This is a genomic window from Staphylococcus sp. GDY8P198P (assembly GCF_017891615.1).
In the GTDB taxonomy this organism is placed as follows: Bacteria; Bacillota; Bacilli; order Staphylococcales; family Staphylococcaceae; genus Staphylococcus; species Staphylococcus cohnii.
On the sequence record NZ_JAESJQ010000004.1, the window covers coordinates 264413 to 279579 of the forward strand.

General features: G+C 31.7%; 15 protein-coding genes. 4 read left to right on the top strand and 11 right to left on the bottom strand.

Translation table 11 applies throughout. From position 1 onward, the window contains the following. Position 1 precedes the first annotated feature (1 nt). Genes KA824_RS04110 through KA824_RS04130 form a run of 5 tightly spaced genes read right to left on the bottom strand, consistent with a single transcriptional unit; the run spans position 2 to position 4381 of the window. Complete coding sequence (locus tag KA824_RS04110) at positions 2-631, bottom strand: phosphoribosylanthranilate isomerase (RefSeq protein WP_107384589.1); 630 nt, start codon at positions 629-631, stop codon at positions 2-4. Next, positions 628-1410, bottom strand: a complete 783-nt coding sequence (gene trpC, locus KA824_RS04115) for an indole-3-glycerol phosphate synthase TrpC (protein ID WP_107384588.1) — start codon at positions 1408-1410, stop codon at positions 628-630. Before trpC ends, KA824_RS04110 begins: the two co-directional genes overlap by 4 nt. Continuing rightward, positions 1394-2413, bottom strand: coding sequence for an anthranilate phosphoribosyltransferase (gene trpD / locus KA824_RS04120; RefSeq protein WP_419413273.1), 1020 nt, complete (start codon positions 2411-2413; stop codon positions 1394-1396). Before trpD ends, trpC begins: the two co-directional genes overlap by 17 nt. Then, positions 2379-2975: an anthranilate synthase component II gene (locus KA824_RS04125; protein WP_107384587.1), complete on the bottom strand. Its 597-nt coding sequence runs from the start codon at positions 2973-2975 to the stop codon at positions 2379-2381. Before KA824_RS04125 ends, trpD begins: the two co-directional genes overlap by 35 nt. Then, positions 2972-4381, bottom strand: coding sequence for an anthranilate synthase component I (locus KA824_RS04130; protein ID WP_107384586.1), 1410 nt, complete (start codon positions 4379-4381; stop codon positions 2972-2974). The genes KA824_RS04125 and KA824_RS04130 overlap by 4 nt, the downstream gene beginning before the upstream one ends. A gap of 719 nt (positions 4382-5100) precedes the next feature. On the opposite strand from KA824_RS04130, the gene KA824_RS04135 reads away from it, so the two are divergent. Beyond that, positions 5101-6192 carry a prephenate dehydrogenase gene (locus tag KA824_RS04135; protein WP_107386072.1) on the top strand — a complete coding sequence of 364 codons (1092 nt, stop codon included), beginning with the start codon at positions 5101-5103 and terminating at the stop codon, positions 6190-6192. A 290-nt stretch (positions 6193-6482) separates the two neighbouring features. Here the strand turns inward: KA824_RS04135 and panD are convergent, their stop codons facing one another. After that, complete coding sequence (gene panD, locus KA824_RS04140) at positions 6483-6866, bottom strand: aspartate 1-decarboxylase (RefSeq protein WP_107384584.1); 384 nt, start codon at positions 6864-6866, stop codon at positions 6483-6485. Positions 6867-6992: 126 nt separating this feature from the next. Between panD and KA824_RS04145 the strand changes: the two genes are divergently transcribed. Then, on the top strand, positions 6993-7865 hold the full coding sequence (locus KA824_RS04145) for an oxidoreductase (RefSeq protein ID WP_107384583.1): 873 nt from the start codon (positions 6993-6995) through the stop codon (positions 7863-7865). A 287-nt stretch (positions 7866-8152) separates the two neighbouring features. Here the strand turns inward: KA824_RS04145 and KA824_RS04150 are convergent, their stop codons facing one another. Beyond that, entirely contained in the window at positions 8153-9424 is a 1272-nt protein-coding gene (locus KA824_RS04150; RefSeq protein WP_107384582.1) for a Y-family DNA polymerase, read from the bottom strand. Positions 9425-9572: 148 nt separating this feature from the next. Between KA824_RS04150 and KA824_RS04155 the strand changes: the two genes are divergently transcribed. Continuing rightward, complete coding sequence (locus KA824_RS04155; protein ID WP_107384581.1) at positions 9573-9761, top strand: 2-hydroxymuconate tautomerase; 189 nt, start codon at positions 9573-9575, stop codon at positions 9759-9761. A gap of 364 nt (positions 9762-10125) precedes the next feature. Here the strand turns inward: KA824_RS04155 and KA824_RS04160 are convergent, their stop codons facing one another. Next, entirely contained in the window at positions 10126-11103 is a 978-nt protein-coding gene (locus tag KA824_RS04160) for an LCP family protein (protein WP_107384580.1), read from the bottom strand. Positions 11104-11243: 140 nt separating this feature from the next. Here KA824_RS04160 and msrA point away from each other — a divergent pair, with 140 nt between their 5' ends. Further along, the gene (gene msrA / locus KA824_RS04165; RefSeq protein ID WP_107384579.1) at positions 11244-11744 is read left to right on the top strand and encodes a peptide-methionine (S)-S-oxide reductase MsrA; all 501 of its coding nucleotides are present in this window, start codon (positions 11244-11246) and stop codon (positions 11742-11744) included. A 64-nt stretch (positions 11745-11808) separates the two neighbouring features. On the opposite strand, the gene KA824_RS04170 is transcribed toward msrA, so the two are convergent. Genes KA824_RS04170 through KA824_RS04180 form a run of 3 tightly spaced genes read right to left on the bottom strand, consistent with a single transcriptional unit; the run spans position 11809 to position 15160 of the window. Further along, on the bottom strand, positions 11809-12720 hold the full coding sequence (locus KA824_RS04170) for a D-ribose ABC transporter substrate-binding protein (protein ID WP_107384578.1): 912 nt from the start codon (positions 12718-12720) through the stop codon (positions 11809-11811). A gap of 15 nt (positions 12721-12735) precedes the next feature. Next, the gene (locus tag KA824_RS04175) at positions 12736-13683 is read right to left on the bottom strand and encodes an ABC transporter permease subunit (protein ID WP_181187568.1); all 948 of its coding nucleotides are present in this window, start codon (positions 13681-13683) and stop codon (positions 12736-12738) included. Next, positions 13670-15160 (bottom strand): sugar ABC transporter ATP-binding protein, encoded by a 1491-nt coding sequence (locus KA824_RS04180; RefSeq protein ID WP_107384576.1) that lies wholly within the window; start codon positions 15158-15160, stop codon positions 13670-13672. Before KA824_RS04180 ends, KA824_RS04175 begins: the two co-directional genes overlap by 14 nt. Positions 15161-15167: the final 7 nt, after the last annotated feature.

A 15167-nucleotide genomic window follows, 5' to 3' on the forward strand; every position in this document is an offset into this window, starting at 1 on the left:
TTTAATTAACTCCTTTTACAAGTTCTATGATTGCTTGCATTTTTTCGCTATCTTTTACACCATTTGTTTCGATACCACTTGCAATATCATAACCATTGTGATTTAAATTAAGTTTACTTACACTTTGAATATTTTTATAATTCATACCGCCAGCTATTAAAAAATCCACATCTTTTATATCTTTTAAGATTTCCCAATCATAGGATTGGCCAGTACCACCGTAAGAAATTGATGGTGTATCAATAATAAATTGATCTACAAAACCTTTATAATATTGAATATGCTTCGCTAATGTATTTGTGTTTTTTGCAGGCAATGCTTTAATAATCTTTATATTGTCTTTTTTTTGACGTATAAAATGAATAATTTCCAAATTTTCCAACCCGTGTAATTGGATGGTAGTTATATTTGTATTATCTATGAGATTACTGATCGTTTGATAATCTGGATTTACTACAATTACTACTTTGTCTTTATCTTCTGGTATTATGTTAGCAAATGTTTCTATCTTATCGATATCCACATAACGTTTACTTTTGGGGTAATGAATAAAACCAATTGCATCAATATCTAAATCTTTTGCTTTATATACATCTTCAATTGTTTTAAAACCACAAAATTTCAATTTCATACCTTCACCTTATCTAACTTTAGACTTGGTAAAAACTGACTTAAATCATCACATTTCATTAATGATTCGCCGATAAGTAAACCATCAATACCTGCATTTATAATACTTGCAACGTCTTGTTTGTTGCGAATACCACTTTCAGAAATATAATAATAACCTGCTTTTTTATTTTCTAATATTTCATTTGTATGCAAAACATCTGTTACAAATCGTTTTAAATCTCTATTGTTTACACCAATAATTTTGGGATCTAACTTGTAAGCACGTTCCAATTCTTCTTTATCATGAACTTCTACTAATACTTCTAAATTTTTTGATATCGCATAATCATATAAGGCTTTTAACTGTTGATCAGTCAATACATTTACAATAAGTAAAATAATAGATGCACCTGCCTTTTTAGCAACATCAATTTGAATAGGATCAACTACAAAATCTTTACACAATACTGGTAAATCAGTTACTTGTGTCAAAGTTTGTAATCGTTCGTAACTCCCTCCAAAATAATGTTCATCTGTTAAGATTGAAACTGCGTTAGCACCATATGCTTCATACGCCTTAACTTGTTGTTTCAAATCTCTCCCTGGAAGTTCAGATAATGTCGGGCTTTTCGATTTAATCTCAGCGATAACCGATAATTGATCAGCTTGTGCTAACTGTGACTCAAACGTTTGTTTATGCGTAATGTCTACCTCATCAAGGTCTGATAATTTTTTTGTATAATAGCCATCCTTCAATAATTCCTTTTTATATGCTACTATTTCATCCAATATAGTCATACGTTTTACCTCCCATTTTGTTATATTGTTTGAGTGCATCTCCATTTTCAATTAATATTTTTGCTTTATGAACACCTTCTTGAATAGTGGCTGCTTTTTCAGCAACATATAAGGCAATACCTGCATTCAATAACACCACATCTCTTTTAGCACTTTGATCTTTACCATTTAATATTTGTTTTGTAATTTCTAAATTTTCCTGAGGTGTGCCACCTTTTAAATCCGTATTTGGTGCATAATCTAACCCTAAATCTGTTGCATTTATAGAATAAGATTTAATATGTTTGTCTTCCGTCACTTCATATAGTGTGTTATTTCCAGATAATGTAGCTTCGTCCATACCATTTGCACCATGTAAGACGATTGCTCTTTTTCTACCTAAATCTGCTAATGTTTGCGCAATTTTATTTAATTGAGACGGTTCATAGACACCCATAACTTGATAATCTAATTTGAATGGATTAATTAATGGTCCAGTAACATTAAAAATAGTTGGATTACTAATGGCTTTTCTTAACGGTTGAATATGCTTCATAATTGGATACGTTTCAGTCGCATTTAAAAAAACAAGCCCTTGTGTTTTTAAATGTGTTGATGTTTCCTCAACACTTCGTGTCGGAATACGCATTGCATTTAATAAATCGGTACTCCCTGATGCTGATGTAACGCTTCTATTACCATGTTTAATAACTGGTACACCTGCACTTGCCAATACAAAAGAAACTGTTGTTGAAATATTAAAACTATTAGATTTATCTCCGCCAGTACCACAAACACACATACTATTAGGAAAAGTTGGTTGTGTAGGGTACATAGACCCTATTAAGCTTTTTGAAATATATGTTAATTCCGCTTGACTAGGTTCTCTTTCCGAAAAGGCTTCTAACAGTTCTCGTTTTATATCATCTTCTAGTTGATCTGTGATTAACAATTCTATAAATTCGTTCATTTGTGTTTGATTAAGTGGCTTATACTGTTTTATATGATTTTGTAGACTCAACATAATTGACCTCCTCTACTATATTTAAAAAGTTACTTATGATTGCTTCACCGTATTCCGTAGCAAAAGATTCGGGGTGATATTGTATGCCAAAATGTAAGTCATTAATATGCTCAAATGATTGAATACTATCTTTTGTTTGAGCAGTTACTTTTAATGTATCGGGTAACGTTTTTGGGTCACTAATTAATGAATGATAGCGCATTATTTCAGAATATTCTGTAATATTTCGGTATAGTTTGGATTCTCTTACAATCTGCATCGTATCTTTTTTACCGTGACATATTTTTTCACCTTGGATAACATCACCACCGTGGTAACATGTCAACGCTTGTGAGCCCAGACATACACCTAATATAGGTTTATGTTTATAATGTTCAATAATATTGACTAAATAGCTAGTATCTAATGGATGTCCAGGTCCTGGCGATATAATCAAGCCATCTATTTTTAAATCAAATATTTCAGGATCATCTGGATACTTAATAATTACATCAGAAGTCTTTCCTACAATATTGACTAAGTTATACGTAAAAGAATCGTAATTATCCACTACTAAAATCATGGTGATACCTCCAATAAACTTTTGGCTTTTAATTTTGTTTCTTCTAATTCTTTTTCAGGTATTGAATCATAAACGACACCACATCCTGCTTCTACATTGATGTATGTATCATCAATCATCATTGTACGAATCGCTAAAGCAAAATCTAGGTCATGATTACAGTTGATATATCCTATTCCTCCACTGTATACACCTCGTTTTTGAGGTTGGGCTTCATAAATTCTTTGTATTGCTCTTAATTTAGGTGCTCCTGACACGGTACCTGTAGGTAATAAACTTGCAATTACAGTCATTGGCGAATAATTTGATTTCAGTTTTCCTGTTACCTCACTAACGATATGCATAACATGTTCATAGCGTTCAATTGACATTAACTTTTCAATTTTAGAACTAGCAATTTCACTCACTCTATGAATATCATTTCTACCTAAATCAACAAGCATGCTATGTTCGCTTATCTCTTTTTCATCGTTGATTAGTTGTTTTTCATTTTCAAGATCTTCTTTGTCAGTCGTGCCTCGTTTAATTGTTCCAGCTATAGGATTTGTGACTACAGTTTGCCCTTTCACTTTGACAAAACTTTCAGGCGAACTACCTACAATAATCGGTTCATCAAAATTCAAATAATACATGTAAGGACTTGGGTTTTGTCTCTTTAAATTCTGATAAAGCTGATACGATAATTGTTGTAAATTCATTCCAAAATTATGTTTATACTTATATATAATTGAGGGTACAACTTGAAACATATCCCCTTGTTGTATCAATGATTTCATTTCACTAACAGTTTTTTTAAATTGATCTGGTGTAATGTTTGATTCAATTGCTTTGTCTTTTATGTCATTTTTTATAGGCGAAGGATATATATTTATATTTTGCAACTCATCAACATGACGTTTGACACGTAATGCTAATTGTTCTTCATTTTCATTGGAAAACAAGTTTGTGGATATAACGTATAGATGCTCTTTGTAATGGTCAAATACGTATACATCTTCTACCATGTGAAATTTAGCATCGTGTTGTTTGTGGTCAGCTAAACCGATTTGCTTTAATACAGGAAATTCATGTCTTACCAAATCAAAACTGCATGATCCAACAAAGCCTGAGATAAATGGTAATTGTGCTAAATCTTCGTCTTCTATTTCTACTTTATATTGATCTATAAAAGCTTTCAGTTTGTCATATGGTGCTTCGTTTTCTATCTCTGTTTGCTTGTCATTGTATTGAATGGCCATATTTTCATTATCTAAAGTCACTGAGCCATATACATCAAATATTACAATTGAATAACGCCCTTTCACTTTAGATTGTTCTGTACTTTCCAACACTATTTTTTGTTTTTTTAATCTTGCCAATGCTTCTGGTGTTACTTCAGCATTTATCTTTTGATATTGCACCTTCATTTTTACTCCTCCTTATAAAAAAAATCAGCATCCTTAAATATTAATTAAGGACGCTGATGCGCGGTACCACCTAAATTAGTAGATAATATCAATCTCACCTACTCACTCATTTAATTATGCAATTTTAATCCAACAAAACCCAATTTCAGTATGTGTAGGTGTTAGTTTTCATCTACCACTAACTTTCTGCTTGCTACCATTCACAACTTACTACATTTTGTTTTTTTATATAAAAAACACCACACTAACGCATGCTGTAAGGACGCGTTACCGTGGTGCCACCTTAGTTAACAATTTCATTGTTCACTTTAAAAATTATTATATTATTCTTACGTTTAAAAGCCCAATTCACAATATATGTTGTGCTAATTTCCATCTACCATTAGCTTTCTACTTGCTACAAATCACATACGTTACTTTACCTTTCAAACGGCAACTGTCGTTGCAAAATGAATTAACTAGAATAATACAAGCATCATTCATTTTTGTCAACTCTTATTTTTAAATTCTTCTACTTATTTAAAGTAATCTGGTGACTTAGTGTTTTAATTATATTGAAATTGTGTAAGCTAAATTGTTTAGAATCAAAAACTGTTAAACCAGTGGCCTTATAAATGAGTTCTGCTTATGAAATAGAAAATAAAACATGTATTGCGAATTAACTACTCCTACTATACAATGTTACTATTCTGAAAATTTTGATAGAGGTGGTCAGCAAAATGAAACAAATACTTTTCGTAGGTTTAGGCTTAATTGGTGGTAGTCTGGCAAGTAATTTAAGATATTATCATAATGACATTGAAATCACTGCATATGATGCAGATTGCTCCCAATTAGAAAAAGCTTTATCTATTGGAATTATTGATTATCAATCTACTGATTATAAAGCCTGTGTGGAAAATGCAGATATTATTATTTATGCCACACCTGTGCAACAAACAATCAAATACTTACAAGAACTACCAAACTATCAAACAAAGTCTGACGTCATTGTTACCGATACTGGCAGTACTAAATTGACGATTTTGCAATATGAACAATACCTTTTAAATCACAATATTCACCTAATTGGTGGTCATCCGATGGCAGGTAGTCATAAATCTGGCGTACTCAATGCAAAGAAACATTTATTTGAAAATGCTTTTTATGTTTTGGTTCACGACGAACCTGCAAATGATAAAGCTTTTGATGAAATACGTTCATTACTTAGTACAACAAATGCAAAATTTATTGCTACTAATCCAAAAGAACATGATTTTGTGACAGGAATCGTTAGTCATGTCCCTCATATCATTGCGTCGAGTCTCGTTCATTTAAATGCAAACCACGCATCTCACTCTTCATTAGTTAAAACACTTGCTGCTGGAGGTTTTAGAGACATTACAAGAATTGCAAGTGGCAGTCCAATTATGTGGCGTGATATTACTATTGAAAATAAAAATACTATTGTTGATATATTAAAAGAATGGAAATCACAAATGGAAGATGTCATTACGCTCGTTGAAGAAAACAAACCGGACGCGTTATATAATTTTTATAATGATGCAAAAGTATATAGAGATGAACTCCCCCTTAAATCACAAGGTGCACTATCTATAGAGTATGATCTTTATGTAGATATTCCGGATAAACCGGGTATGATTAGCCAAGTAACACATATCCTTAGTTTACATAATATTTCTATAAGCAACTTAAGAATATTAGAAGTCCGTGAAGATATTTATGGTGCGTTACGTATTAGCTTCAAAAATCCAGAAGACCGTAAAAAAGGCGCTGAAGCATTAAGTGATTTTGATACTTATATTGAATAGATTTTATCTTTTTAAAAAGGTTAATTACTTAATTGTTATTGTTTTATTTATTTTTTGTTTGCATAAATCGTAAAGTACATATTTAAGCCAACCACTCATTTCTGTGGTAATGGTTGTTGTTTTTTACAACGCTAAATTTAAAAGCATTTTCAATTTATTATCAAATATAAATATGAGCCTAGCGCAGTTTTCTTTTGTTAGAAAGCTACGTTAGGCTCATATTGTTTCATTCTCGTATCTCGGTATAGTTTGGATGAGACTGTTTATATTTCAAATGTTGTTTTACATAACTAATTTAGCAATTTTCCTTCTTCTTCTTGTATCATCTCTATAATTTCATTTTTTTCATTCATAAGCGCGACTTTTGGATTGTGATTTAATGCTTCTTCTGCAGTAACTTGTACATAAGACATAATAATAATAATATCATTTACTTGAACAAGCCTAGCAGCTGCACCATTCAGGCATATCTTTCCACTATTACGTTCTCCTTCAATCACATAGGTTTCTAATCTTTCTCCATTGTTATTATTAACAATTGCAACTTTCTCATTAGGTAATATATCTACTGCATCTAAAATATTACGATCTATCGTGATACTACCAACATAATTAAGGTTAGCTTCTGTTACACGTGCACGGTGTATTTTTCCATTCATCATAGTTTTTATCATTTGATTTATGCTCCTGTTCAAAAAAATAATTTTACATTTTTAGTTGATTAACACTTCATTATTGATTACTATCATAAACATATCTATTATAATTTTATTTTCTAAATAAACGGAGGTCAACTATAAATGAAAAAGATAGGTGTTATTGGTCCTGGTGCTGTTGGTAGCTGCATCACAGTTCAACTTTTAACAACAGAACATAAAGTCTATTTAATTGGTCAACGTAATGAGCACATTACCTATCAAGATGCTTCGAATAACGTAAATATAGTACTTAATGTTGTTAAAGCATCAGATATGACTGAACCATTAGATATTATATTCATCGCTGTTAAAATTCCACACTTAGAGGGATTATATGAACAAATCAAGCATTTATCACAAGATACTACTATTGTTATACTAACTCAAAATGGATATGGACAACACTTAAAACTTCCTTTTCCAAATATATATCAAGCTGTAACTTATATTAGTGGTCAAAAGACCACTCAACATGTGATTCACTTTAGAGATGAAATACTGCATTTACAACAAGATGACAACACAGTGTCATTGAAAAAAATATTAGCTTCAAGTGGTCTTTCGCTTGTGTTACATAAAAATATTGAAGTGGAAATCTGGTATAAACTATTAGTTAATTTAGCAATCAATACAGTTACAGCGCTTGGAATACAGCCTGCATCTATTCTCAAGCAACCTCATATTAAATCATTATGCATATCGTTATTAAATGAAGGTTATATGATTGCTAAACATTCTGGTATCAATCTTTCTGATAACGTTATTGAAGAAATAATGACAATTTATCAAGGTTATCCAGACGATATGGGAACAAGCATGTATTATGATGTACTTTCAAATACACCATTAGAAATCGATGGCATACAAGGTTTTCTATATCGACAAGCTCGAAAGTACAAATTAACAACACCTCATCTAGATACAATTTATGCTTTATTACTATCTAGACATCATACTTTTTTAAATAACTCATAGTAGTAATGTAAAGTCTATTATACCCTCCTTATCATACCAATATGATATTTATATGTTTAATAGATGTACGTTAGATTTTTTACTTACTTAGCATAGACAAATCATCTATTATGTTATAGATACGTTATTTAAATTGTATTTGTTAAAAAGCTAACTAAGTTTGATTCAACAGCTACTTTAGGGACGGGCTGCACCGTATAAACTTACTTAAAATTATCTCCGTTCCATATATTGCCAATGAAATTGATTTATGACTATATTAAACGTTCAGTTTATCATTTTAATTTTTACATTTTATGCCCTGCCATAAGTCCTAAACGCCCATGTTTTGTGCCTGCATCTGTATAGGAGATTGCTTTAGATACGATACCTTTACCAAATTTTTGATGTAGCGCATCAATCGTTTTGGCCAATTTTTCATTCCTTTTTCTTTCGTATTCATCTATAAATAAATTCAATTGTGTATTTCGCTCATCTATAAACTGCGTGAGTGAAATGCTCACCGTTCTGTACAACATTGTTGGATCACATAATTTATCTGCTAAATATTCAACCACCTTAAAAATAGTACCATCTAAATTTGTTGGATCTTCTAATGTGTATTGTTTCTGCACCCCTCCTTGGTCACTATAACCAAATGAAAAGTGTATTGTCTTAGCTAATTTATTTCTTGCTCTAACACGACTCGCTACGTCCTCAATTAATTCCTGCATCACTATTTTAGCTTCATCATAATGGTAATCACGCATCAATATTTGACTCTTACAAATTGACGGATTAACTACACTATACTTGTCTCTTATTCTACTTTGATCAATACCATTTGCATGCAAATGTAAATCCACACCTACGGTACCAAAATCCCTTTTTAAATATTGATATGGATAATGAGCTAAATCACCTATAGTAAAGATACCTCTTTTATTCATTTTTGCTTCTGTTTTTCTACTAATCCCCCAAAATTTACTCAATGGTGAAATAGGCCAAAGTTTGTGCGACACATCTTGATATCTCCATTCAGCAATGAGATCATCAGTATGTTTTGCTTCTACATCCATTGCAACTTTACTTAATAACATATTTGATCCAATCCCTATTGAACAATGTATACCTGTTTCTTCTAGAATTTCATATTGTAATTTTTTACAAAAAGATTGAATTGTACTACTAAATCTGTGATAACTATTTGTTACATCCATAAAAAATTCATCAATACTATATTGGTGTAAATCTTCTGGAGCAGCATAGCGTAAAGCGATTTTAGAAATTGCTACTGAAACTTCCAAATATTTTCTCATGCTTGGATTGATAATATATATATCATTTCTATGAGGGATTTCGAATAATCTTGACCCTGTTTTAATACCTATAGCTTTTAGTGGACCCGTAGCAGCCAATACAACCGATCCCTGTCTCTTAGTATCCGCAACAACTGCTAACTTTTCTTTCATTGGATCTAATCCTTTTTGTATGCAAGAAACACTTGCAAAAAAACTTTTTTGGTCGATACACAATATATCTCTTTCCTCTAACAGATTGTAATCATAAAATTCATACATATAACATTCCTCCCTTAATCACTTACATTATAAAAGAACATAAGTTCTATTTCAATATAAATAAGAACAAATGTTCTTATTTATATTTTTTATAATTTTGTGAATTTTCATGCTATAATATATAAAAATAGCTTTAGGAGGAATTTAAATGCCAATAGTAAATGTAAAACTATTAGAAGGTCGTTCTGATGAACAACTAAAAAATTTAGTCACAGAAGTTACTAATGCAGTAGAGAAAACAACAGGTGCTAACAAAGACGCTATACAAGTTGTAATAGAAGAAATGAAAGCTTCTCATTATGGTGTTGCTGGAATTAGAAAATCAGATCAACAATAAATTACATATCAAAAAACTAGAACATAAGCATCAATTTCTATTCTAAACATATTAGGGATTGATGTTTTTTACTTTTCAAAAGTTTATTCATTTATCAATGATATGACCAAAAAAACGAATGATACGTATAGGTATATAAAATTATTTTCAACAACATCACTTATAGAGATTTTGCATCGTGCGGACGCCCGGGGAAATGATATGAGCGAGAGACTACAGGCTCGAGCCATATCCCCAGGCAAGCATGCACGGTCAAAATCGCAAGTTTTCAAATAAAAAAAAGGCTAATCCTTTTGAAAACGGATTAGCCTTTTTAAGTATGAGATTTATATTTCATTCACGTTTAAATGAATGCTTTTAATCATCATTCATTTAAAAATTTCTGTACTTCTTCTTTATTTTTGGCTTTATCGATTTCTAGTGCGCTGCCATCCATTGGTGACTGAATATCTTGATAAGTGTTTGATACAGGTAAAGTGATAGACTCTACTTTTTTATCACCACGTATTCCAAAATTCAAACCAGTTTGGATGAGCGCAGAATCTGGCATATTCGTATTTAAATAACCTCTTAAAATACCTGCAACTCTAGGTAATTTAGGTAGCGTGTCTAAACTAGCCAATTCTTGTTTAAGTGATTGCATGACTTGTTGCTGACGTCTTACACGCCCGAAATCGCCTTCTTCATCATGTCTGAATCTAGCATAACCTAATAATTCTTTACCATTTAATCGATGATGACCTTTTTTAAGCGATACACCTATATTTTTAGACATATCTTTTTCAACATCAATCGGTACACCGTTAGGTTCCAATTCATCAATCATTTTTTCAAAACCGGTAAAATCAAGTATTGCATAATACTCAGGGTCTATACCTAAATTTTTCTTTAATGTTTGTCGTAATAATTCAGGTCCACCGATAGAATAAGCTGAATTAATTTTATGTTGCCCATTGCCTGGTATATCTGCATAAATATCTCGCATTACAGACATCATCTTCATCTTTTTATGAATATAATCATATTGTGCAATCATAATTGAGTCGGTTCTAGAAATACCACCTTGCTCTTTATCTGCACCTAAGACCATAATCGTAATTTTTCCATCATTTTTTTTAGCACCATTAAATTTATGTTGCTTGAGCGTTTTGCCATGATCTTTTGCGTATTCAATACCTGATTTATAACCATGAACAGAATAACCAACTATAATGGCTAAAATAATTACAATGATTAAAATTACAATCGGAAATTTTTTTAATTTCTTCTTTTTTGTCCTACGCATCGTCGGTTGTTCTTCTGTGTTTGCACTTTCTTTACTACTGTGTTTGTGTTCATTCATATGTAATCAACCTTATATCTTCAAAATTGCACTGCTATGTACTATAATTAACATATATTAAAGTTATATAAAAACTGAATAAAAATCAAGTGATATCTTAATATATGGTACTAAGGTCTAATATGGAAAGGATGTTAAACATGAATATAAACAAGGCATACTTCGCTGGAGGTTGCTTTTGGTGTATGGTCAAGCCTTTCGACACATTTGAAGGTATTGAGAAAGTGACTTCTGGTTACATGGGAGGTCATACAGATAATCCGTCGTATGAAGAAGTTAAAACGGGTAACACCGGGCATTACGAAACAGTTGAAATAGAGTATGATGTCGCTCTATTTTCCTACAATAAATTATTAGAAATATTCTTTTCTGTAATAGATCCAACTGATGAAGGTGGACAATTCCAAGATAGAGGGTCACAATATAAAACAGCAATTTTTTATACAAATGAAGACCAAAAAGCGGTAGCTGAAGATTATGTAGAACAATTAAAACAAAGTATAGATAAAGAAAAAGCTATTGCTACAAAAATATTACCCGCTTCTACATTTTATGAAGCTGAAGCAGAACATCAAAATTTTTATAAGAAAAACCCTGAACGATATGCTCAAGAACAGCAAGAACGTCAAAAATATAAGTAAGCACATAAAAAAACCGGTGCCTTTTGCATCCGGTTTTTATTTATTACTCAAACTTCAAAATAACTTATTGTCGTTTCATTTCTAAAGGTATTTTATTCTTTTTCTCAACCTTTTTACCATTATATAAATTCATTATTGTTTTAATACTTTCTTCTCCCATCAAATTAGGTTGTTGCGCAACTGTAGCAAATAACTTACCCTTTTCAACAGATTTTATCGCATCTTCATTACCATCAAAACCAACGACTTTAATATCCTTATTCCCTATCGCTTCTACTGCCCCTAAAGCCATTTCATCATTTTGAGCAAAAATAGCTTTGATATCAGGATGAGCTTGAATAATATTTTGTGTTACATTTAAACCTTCTGTTCTATTAAACTTAGCACTTTGTTTGGAAACTACATCAAGTGATTTATCTGCGACGTTATGGAAACCTTTACCACGTTCACGTGTAGCACTGGCACCAGGAACGCCCTCAAGTTCCGCTACTTTCGCATCTTCACCTAATTCATCGACAATGAGTTCGCCACCCATTTCACCGCCTTTGATATTATCGGAAGCAATAAATGATGCAACATCCCCTTTAGCTACATCTCGGTCTAATGTAATAACTGGTATTGCCTCATCATTCGCGATTTGGATACTACCTGATATCGCATCAGAATCTGTTGGATTTACAATCAGGTAATCCACTTTTTGTTGTATTAAATCATCAATATCATTAGCTTGTTTCGCTGCATCATCTTGGGCATCTGCAAACTTAACTTTCACACCTTGTTTCTTTGCCTCTTTCTCAATGCCATCTTTAATTTTCACAAAGAAAGGGTTATTTAAGGTAGAAATACTCACACCAATAACAACATCAGATTTTTTCTTATCTACTTTACCATTATCATTTTTTTCTATAGGTGATTCTAGAGAACAACCTGTTAAAAATAATAAAATAGCTATTGTAGTTATAAAAAGTTTTTTCAATATCAACACCTCCAATTATTTATTTTTTCTATCTATCAGTACTGCAATGATAATAACGACACCTTTTACCACTTGTTGGTAAAATGAAGATACACCTAGTAAATTCAAACCATTGTTCAAAACACCAATAATTAACACACCAATTAATGTTCCAACAATACGACCTTTACCACCAGTTAAAGAAGTTCCTCCTAGTACAACTGCTGCAATGGCATCCAATTCATAGGACATCCCTGCTGTTGGTTGTGCTGAATTTAAACGTGAAGTTAAAATTGATCCTGCCATAGCTGACATTAAGCCGGCTAAACTATAAATCATTATTTTGATTTTATTAACTTTAATTCCTGAAATAAATGCTGCTTTTTCATTACCACCCATAGCATAAGTCTGTCTACCAAATACGGTTTTATGTAGCACAATATATAATATGATAAATGTAATAAACATTGTAACAGCTGGTACTGGAATACCTAAAAAATAGCCCCTACCAAATAATTGAAATGCATAACTACCATTTAAATTTGTAATGGGATTTCCATCTGTAATGACAAGTGTTAATCCTCTAAATACAGTCATTGTAGCCAGTGTTGCAATGAAAGGTGCCATTTTACCTATCGTGATGAGTAAGCCGTTCACAGCTCCCAAAATCGCACCAAATATACAACCCATGAATAAAGCTATAATAGAATCCATACCTGAAACCATTAAAATCGCTACAAAAGCACTAGATAACGCTAATGTTGAACCTACTGATAAATCAATGCCTCCAGTCAATATTACGAAAGTCATGCCAAATGCAATCAAACCATTAATAGAAACTTGTCTTAATAAATTAAATAAGTTAGAAGGTTCTAAAAAAGCACTATTTAATATACTAATAATAACAACTAATAGTATTAACCCAATAAAAGGTATAATTTTTTCAAAATACGAATAAGAAAATGATAATTTAGACTGTTTCATTTAATTTTCCTCCTGTAGCTAAAGTCATAATACGTTCTTCTGTGATAGCTGAACCCTCTAATGTTCCTGCAATGGATCCTTCATGTACAACCGCAACTCTATCACTCATACCTATAATCTCTGGTAGTTCTGATGAAATCATAATAATAGACATACCTCGGTCAGTTAATTCATGCATCAATTGGTATATCTCACGTTTAGCACCTACATCAATGCCTCGTGTTGGTTCATCTAGTATTAACACGTGTGGTGCAGTCGCAATCCATTTAGCTAAAACTACTTTCTGTTGATTACCACCTGATAAATTGCCACAAGTATCTCCTATTTTGCCTTTAATATTTAAACGCTGAACCATTTGTTCTGAATATTGTTCCATAGCATGTTGTGTTAAAAAACCAGAACTTGAAAAACTTTTCAAAGCAGGTAATGTAATGTTTTCTAAAATTGAATCCTGTAAAACTAAACCTTCTTCTTTTCTATTTTCAGTGATAAAAGCCAGACCTTGTGAAATGGATTGGTTAGGATTTTGAATCTGTAATTGCTTATTGTTAAGTTTCACCGATTTATTCCCTTTATCTAAGCCAAAAAGTACTCTCATAATTTCTGAACGACCGGCACCCATCAAACCACTAAAACCAAGTATTTCACCTTTATGTAAATCAAAATGAATATGTTTTAAATGATGTTCAGCCGAATCCAAATTTTCAACAGAAAGTACAACATCACCTTGATGATATTGTCTAACAGGGTATTGATTATCTAAATCTCTACCAATCATAGATTTTACTATCTCAGCATGCGTCGTATTTTGAGTTTCTTTAGTTAATATCGAACGACCATCCCTCATTACTGTAATACGATCTGAGATTGCAAAAATTTCTTCCATTCTATGCGATATATATATAAAAGAAACGCCTTCTTTTTTTAAATTTTTGATTTGTTCAAACAACGTATTTATTTCGTTATTTGTCAGGGCTGCAGTAGGCTCATCCATGATAATGATTTTCGATTTTTCCATTAATGCTTTACTGATTTCGAGCATCTGTTGCATGCCGACTGATAAAGTACCTGCCATGCGGTTTAAATCGATATCAATATTTAATTTTTTGAAAATAGCCAAAGCACGTTGTTTCATTTTTTTATTATCAACAATGCCAAAAACTTTTGTTTCTTCTTTTCCTAAAAATAAATTTTCAAGCACTGTAAGATTTGGCCAAATATTTAATTCTTGCTGTATAAATGACACACCGTTTTGTTCAGCATCCATCGTATTTTTAAAATGAATAGGTTGACCGTTTTCTAAAACATTACCGCTATCAGCGTTATATACACCTGTTAATATTTTCATGAGCGTACTCTTACCTGCACCATTTTCACCCATTAAGGCATGTATTTCTGCATCATTGATTTCAAAATCAACACCTCTTAAGACATCATTTTGACCAAATGATTTATGAATTTGATTCATCATTATCATATTTTTC

Bases quoted from the DNA above. Each gene is read 5' to 3' on its own strand.
- KA824_RS04110 (WP_107384589.1), bottom strand. From the start codon at position 631: ATGAAATTGAAATTTTGTGGTTTTAAAACAATTGAAGATGTATATAAA.
- trpC (WP_107384588.1), bottom strand. From the start codon at position 1,410: ATGACTATATTGGATGAAATAGTAGCATATAAAAAGGAATTATTGAAG.
- trpD (WP_419413273.1), bottom strand. From the start codon at position 2,413: ATGTTGAGTCTACAAAATCATATAAAACAGTATAAGCCACTTAATCAA.
- KA824_RS04125 (WP_107384587.1), bottom strand. From the start codon at position 2,975: ATGATTTTAGTAGTGGATAATTACGATTCTTTTACGTATAACTTAGTC.
- KA824_RS04130 (WP_107384586.1), bottom strand. From the start codon at position 4,381: ATGAAGGTGCAATATCAAAAGATAAATGCTGAAGTAACACCAGAAGCA.
- KA824_RS04135 (WP_107386072.1), top strand. From the start codon at position 5,101: ATGAAACAAATACTTTTCGTAGGTTTAGGCTTAATTGGTGGTAGTCTG.
- panD (WP_107384584.1), bottom strand. From the start codon at position 6,866: ATGATAAAAACTATGATGAATGGAAAAATACACCGTGCACGTGTAACA.
- KA824_RS04145 (WP_107384583.1), top strand. From the start codon at position 6,993: ATGAAAAAGATAGGTGTTATTGGTCCTGGTGCTGTTGGTAGCTGCATC.
- KA824_RS04150 (WP_107384582.1), bottom strand. From the start codon at position 9,424: ATGTATGAATTTTATGATTACAATCTGTTAGAGGAAAGAGATATATTG.
- KA824_RS04155 (WP_107384581.1), top strand. From the start codon at position 9,573: ATGCCAATAGTAAATGTAAAACTATTAGAAGGTCGTTCTGATGAACAA.
- KA824_RS04160 (WP_107384580.1), bottom strand. From the start codon at position 11,103: ATGAATGAACACAAACACAGTAGTAAAGAAAGTGCAAACACAGAAGAA.
- msrA (WP_107384579.1), top strand. From the start codon at position 11,244: ATGAATATAAACAAGGCATACTTCGCTGGAGGTTGCTTTTGGTGTATG.
- KA824_RS04175 (WP_181187568.1), bottom strand. From the start codon at position 13,683: ATGAAACAGTCTAAATTATCATTTTCTTATTCGTATTTTGAAAAAATT.
- KA824_RS04180 (WP_107384576.1), bottom strand. From the start codon at position 15,160: ATGATAATGATGAATCAAATTCATAAATCATTTGGTCAAAATGATGTC.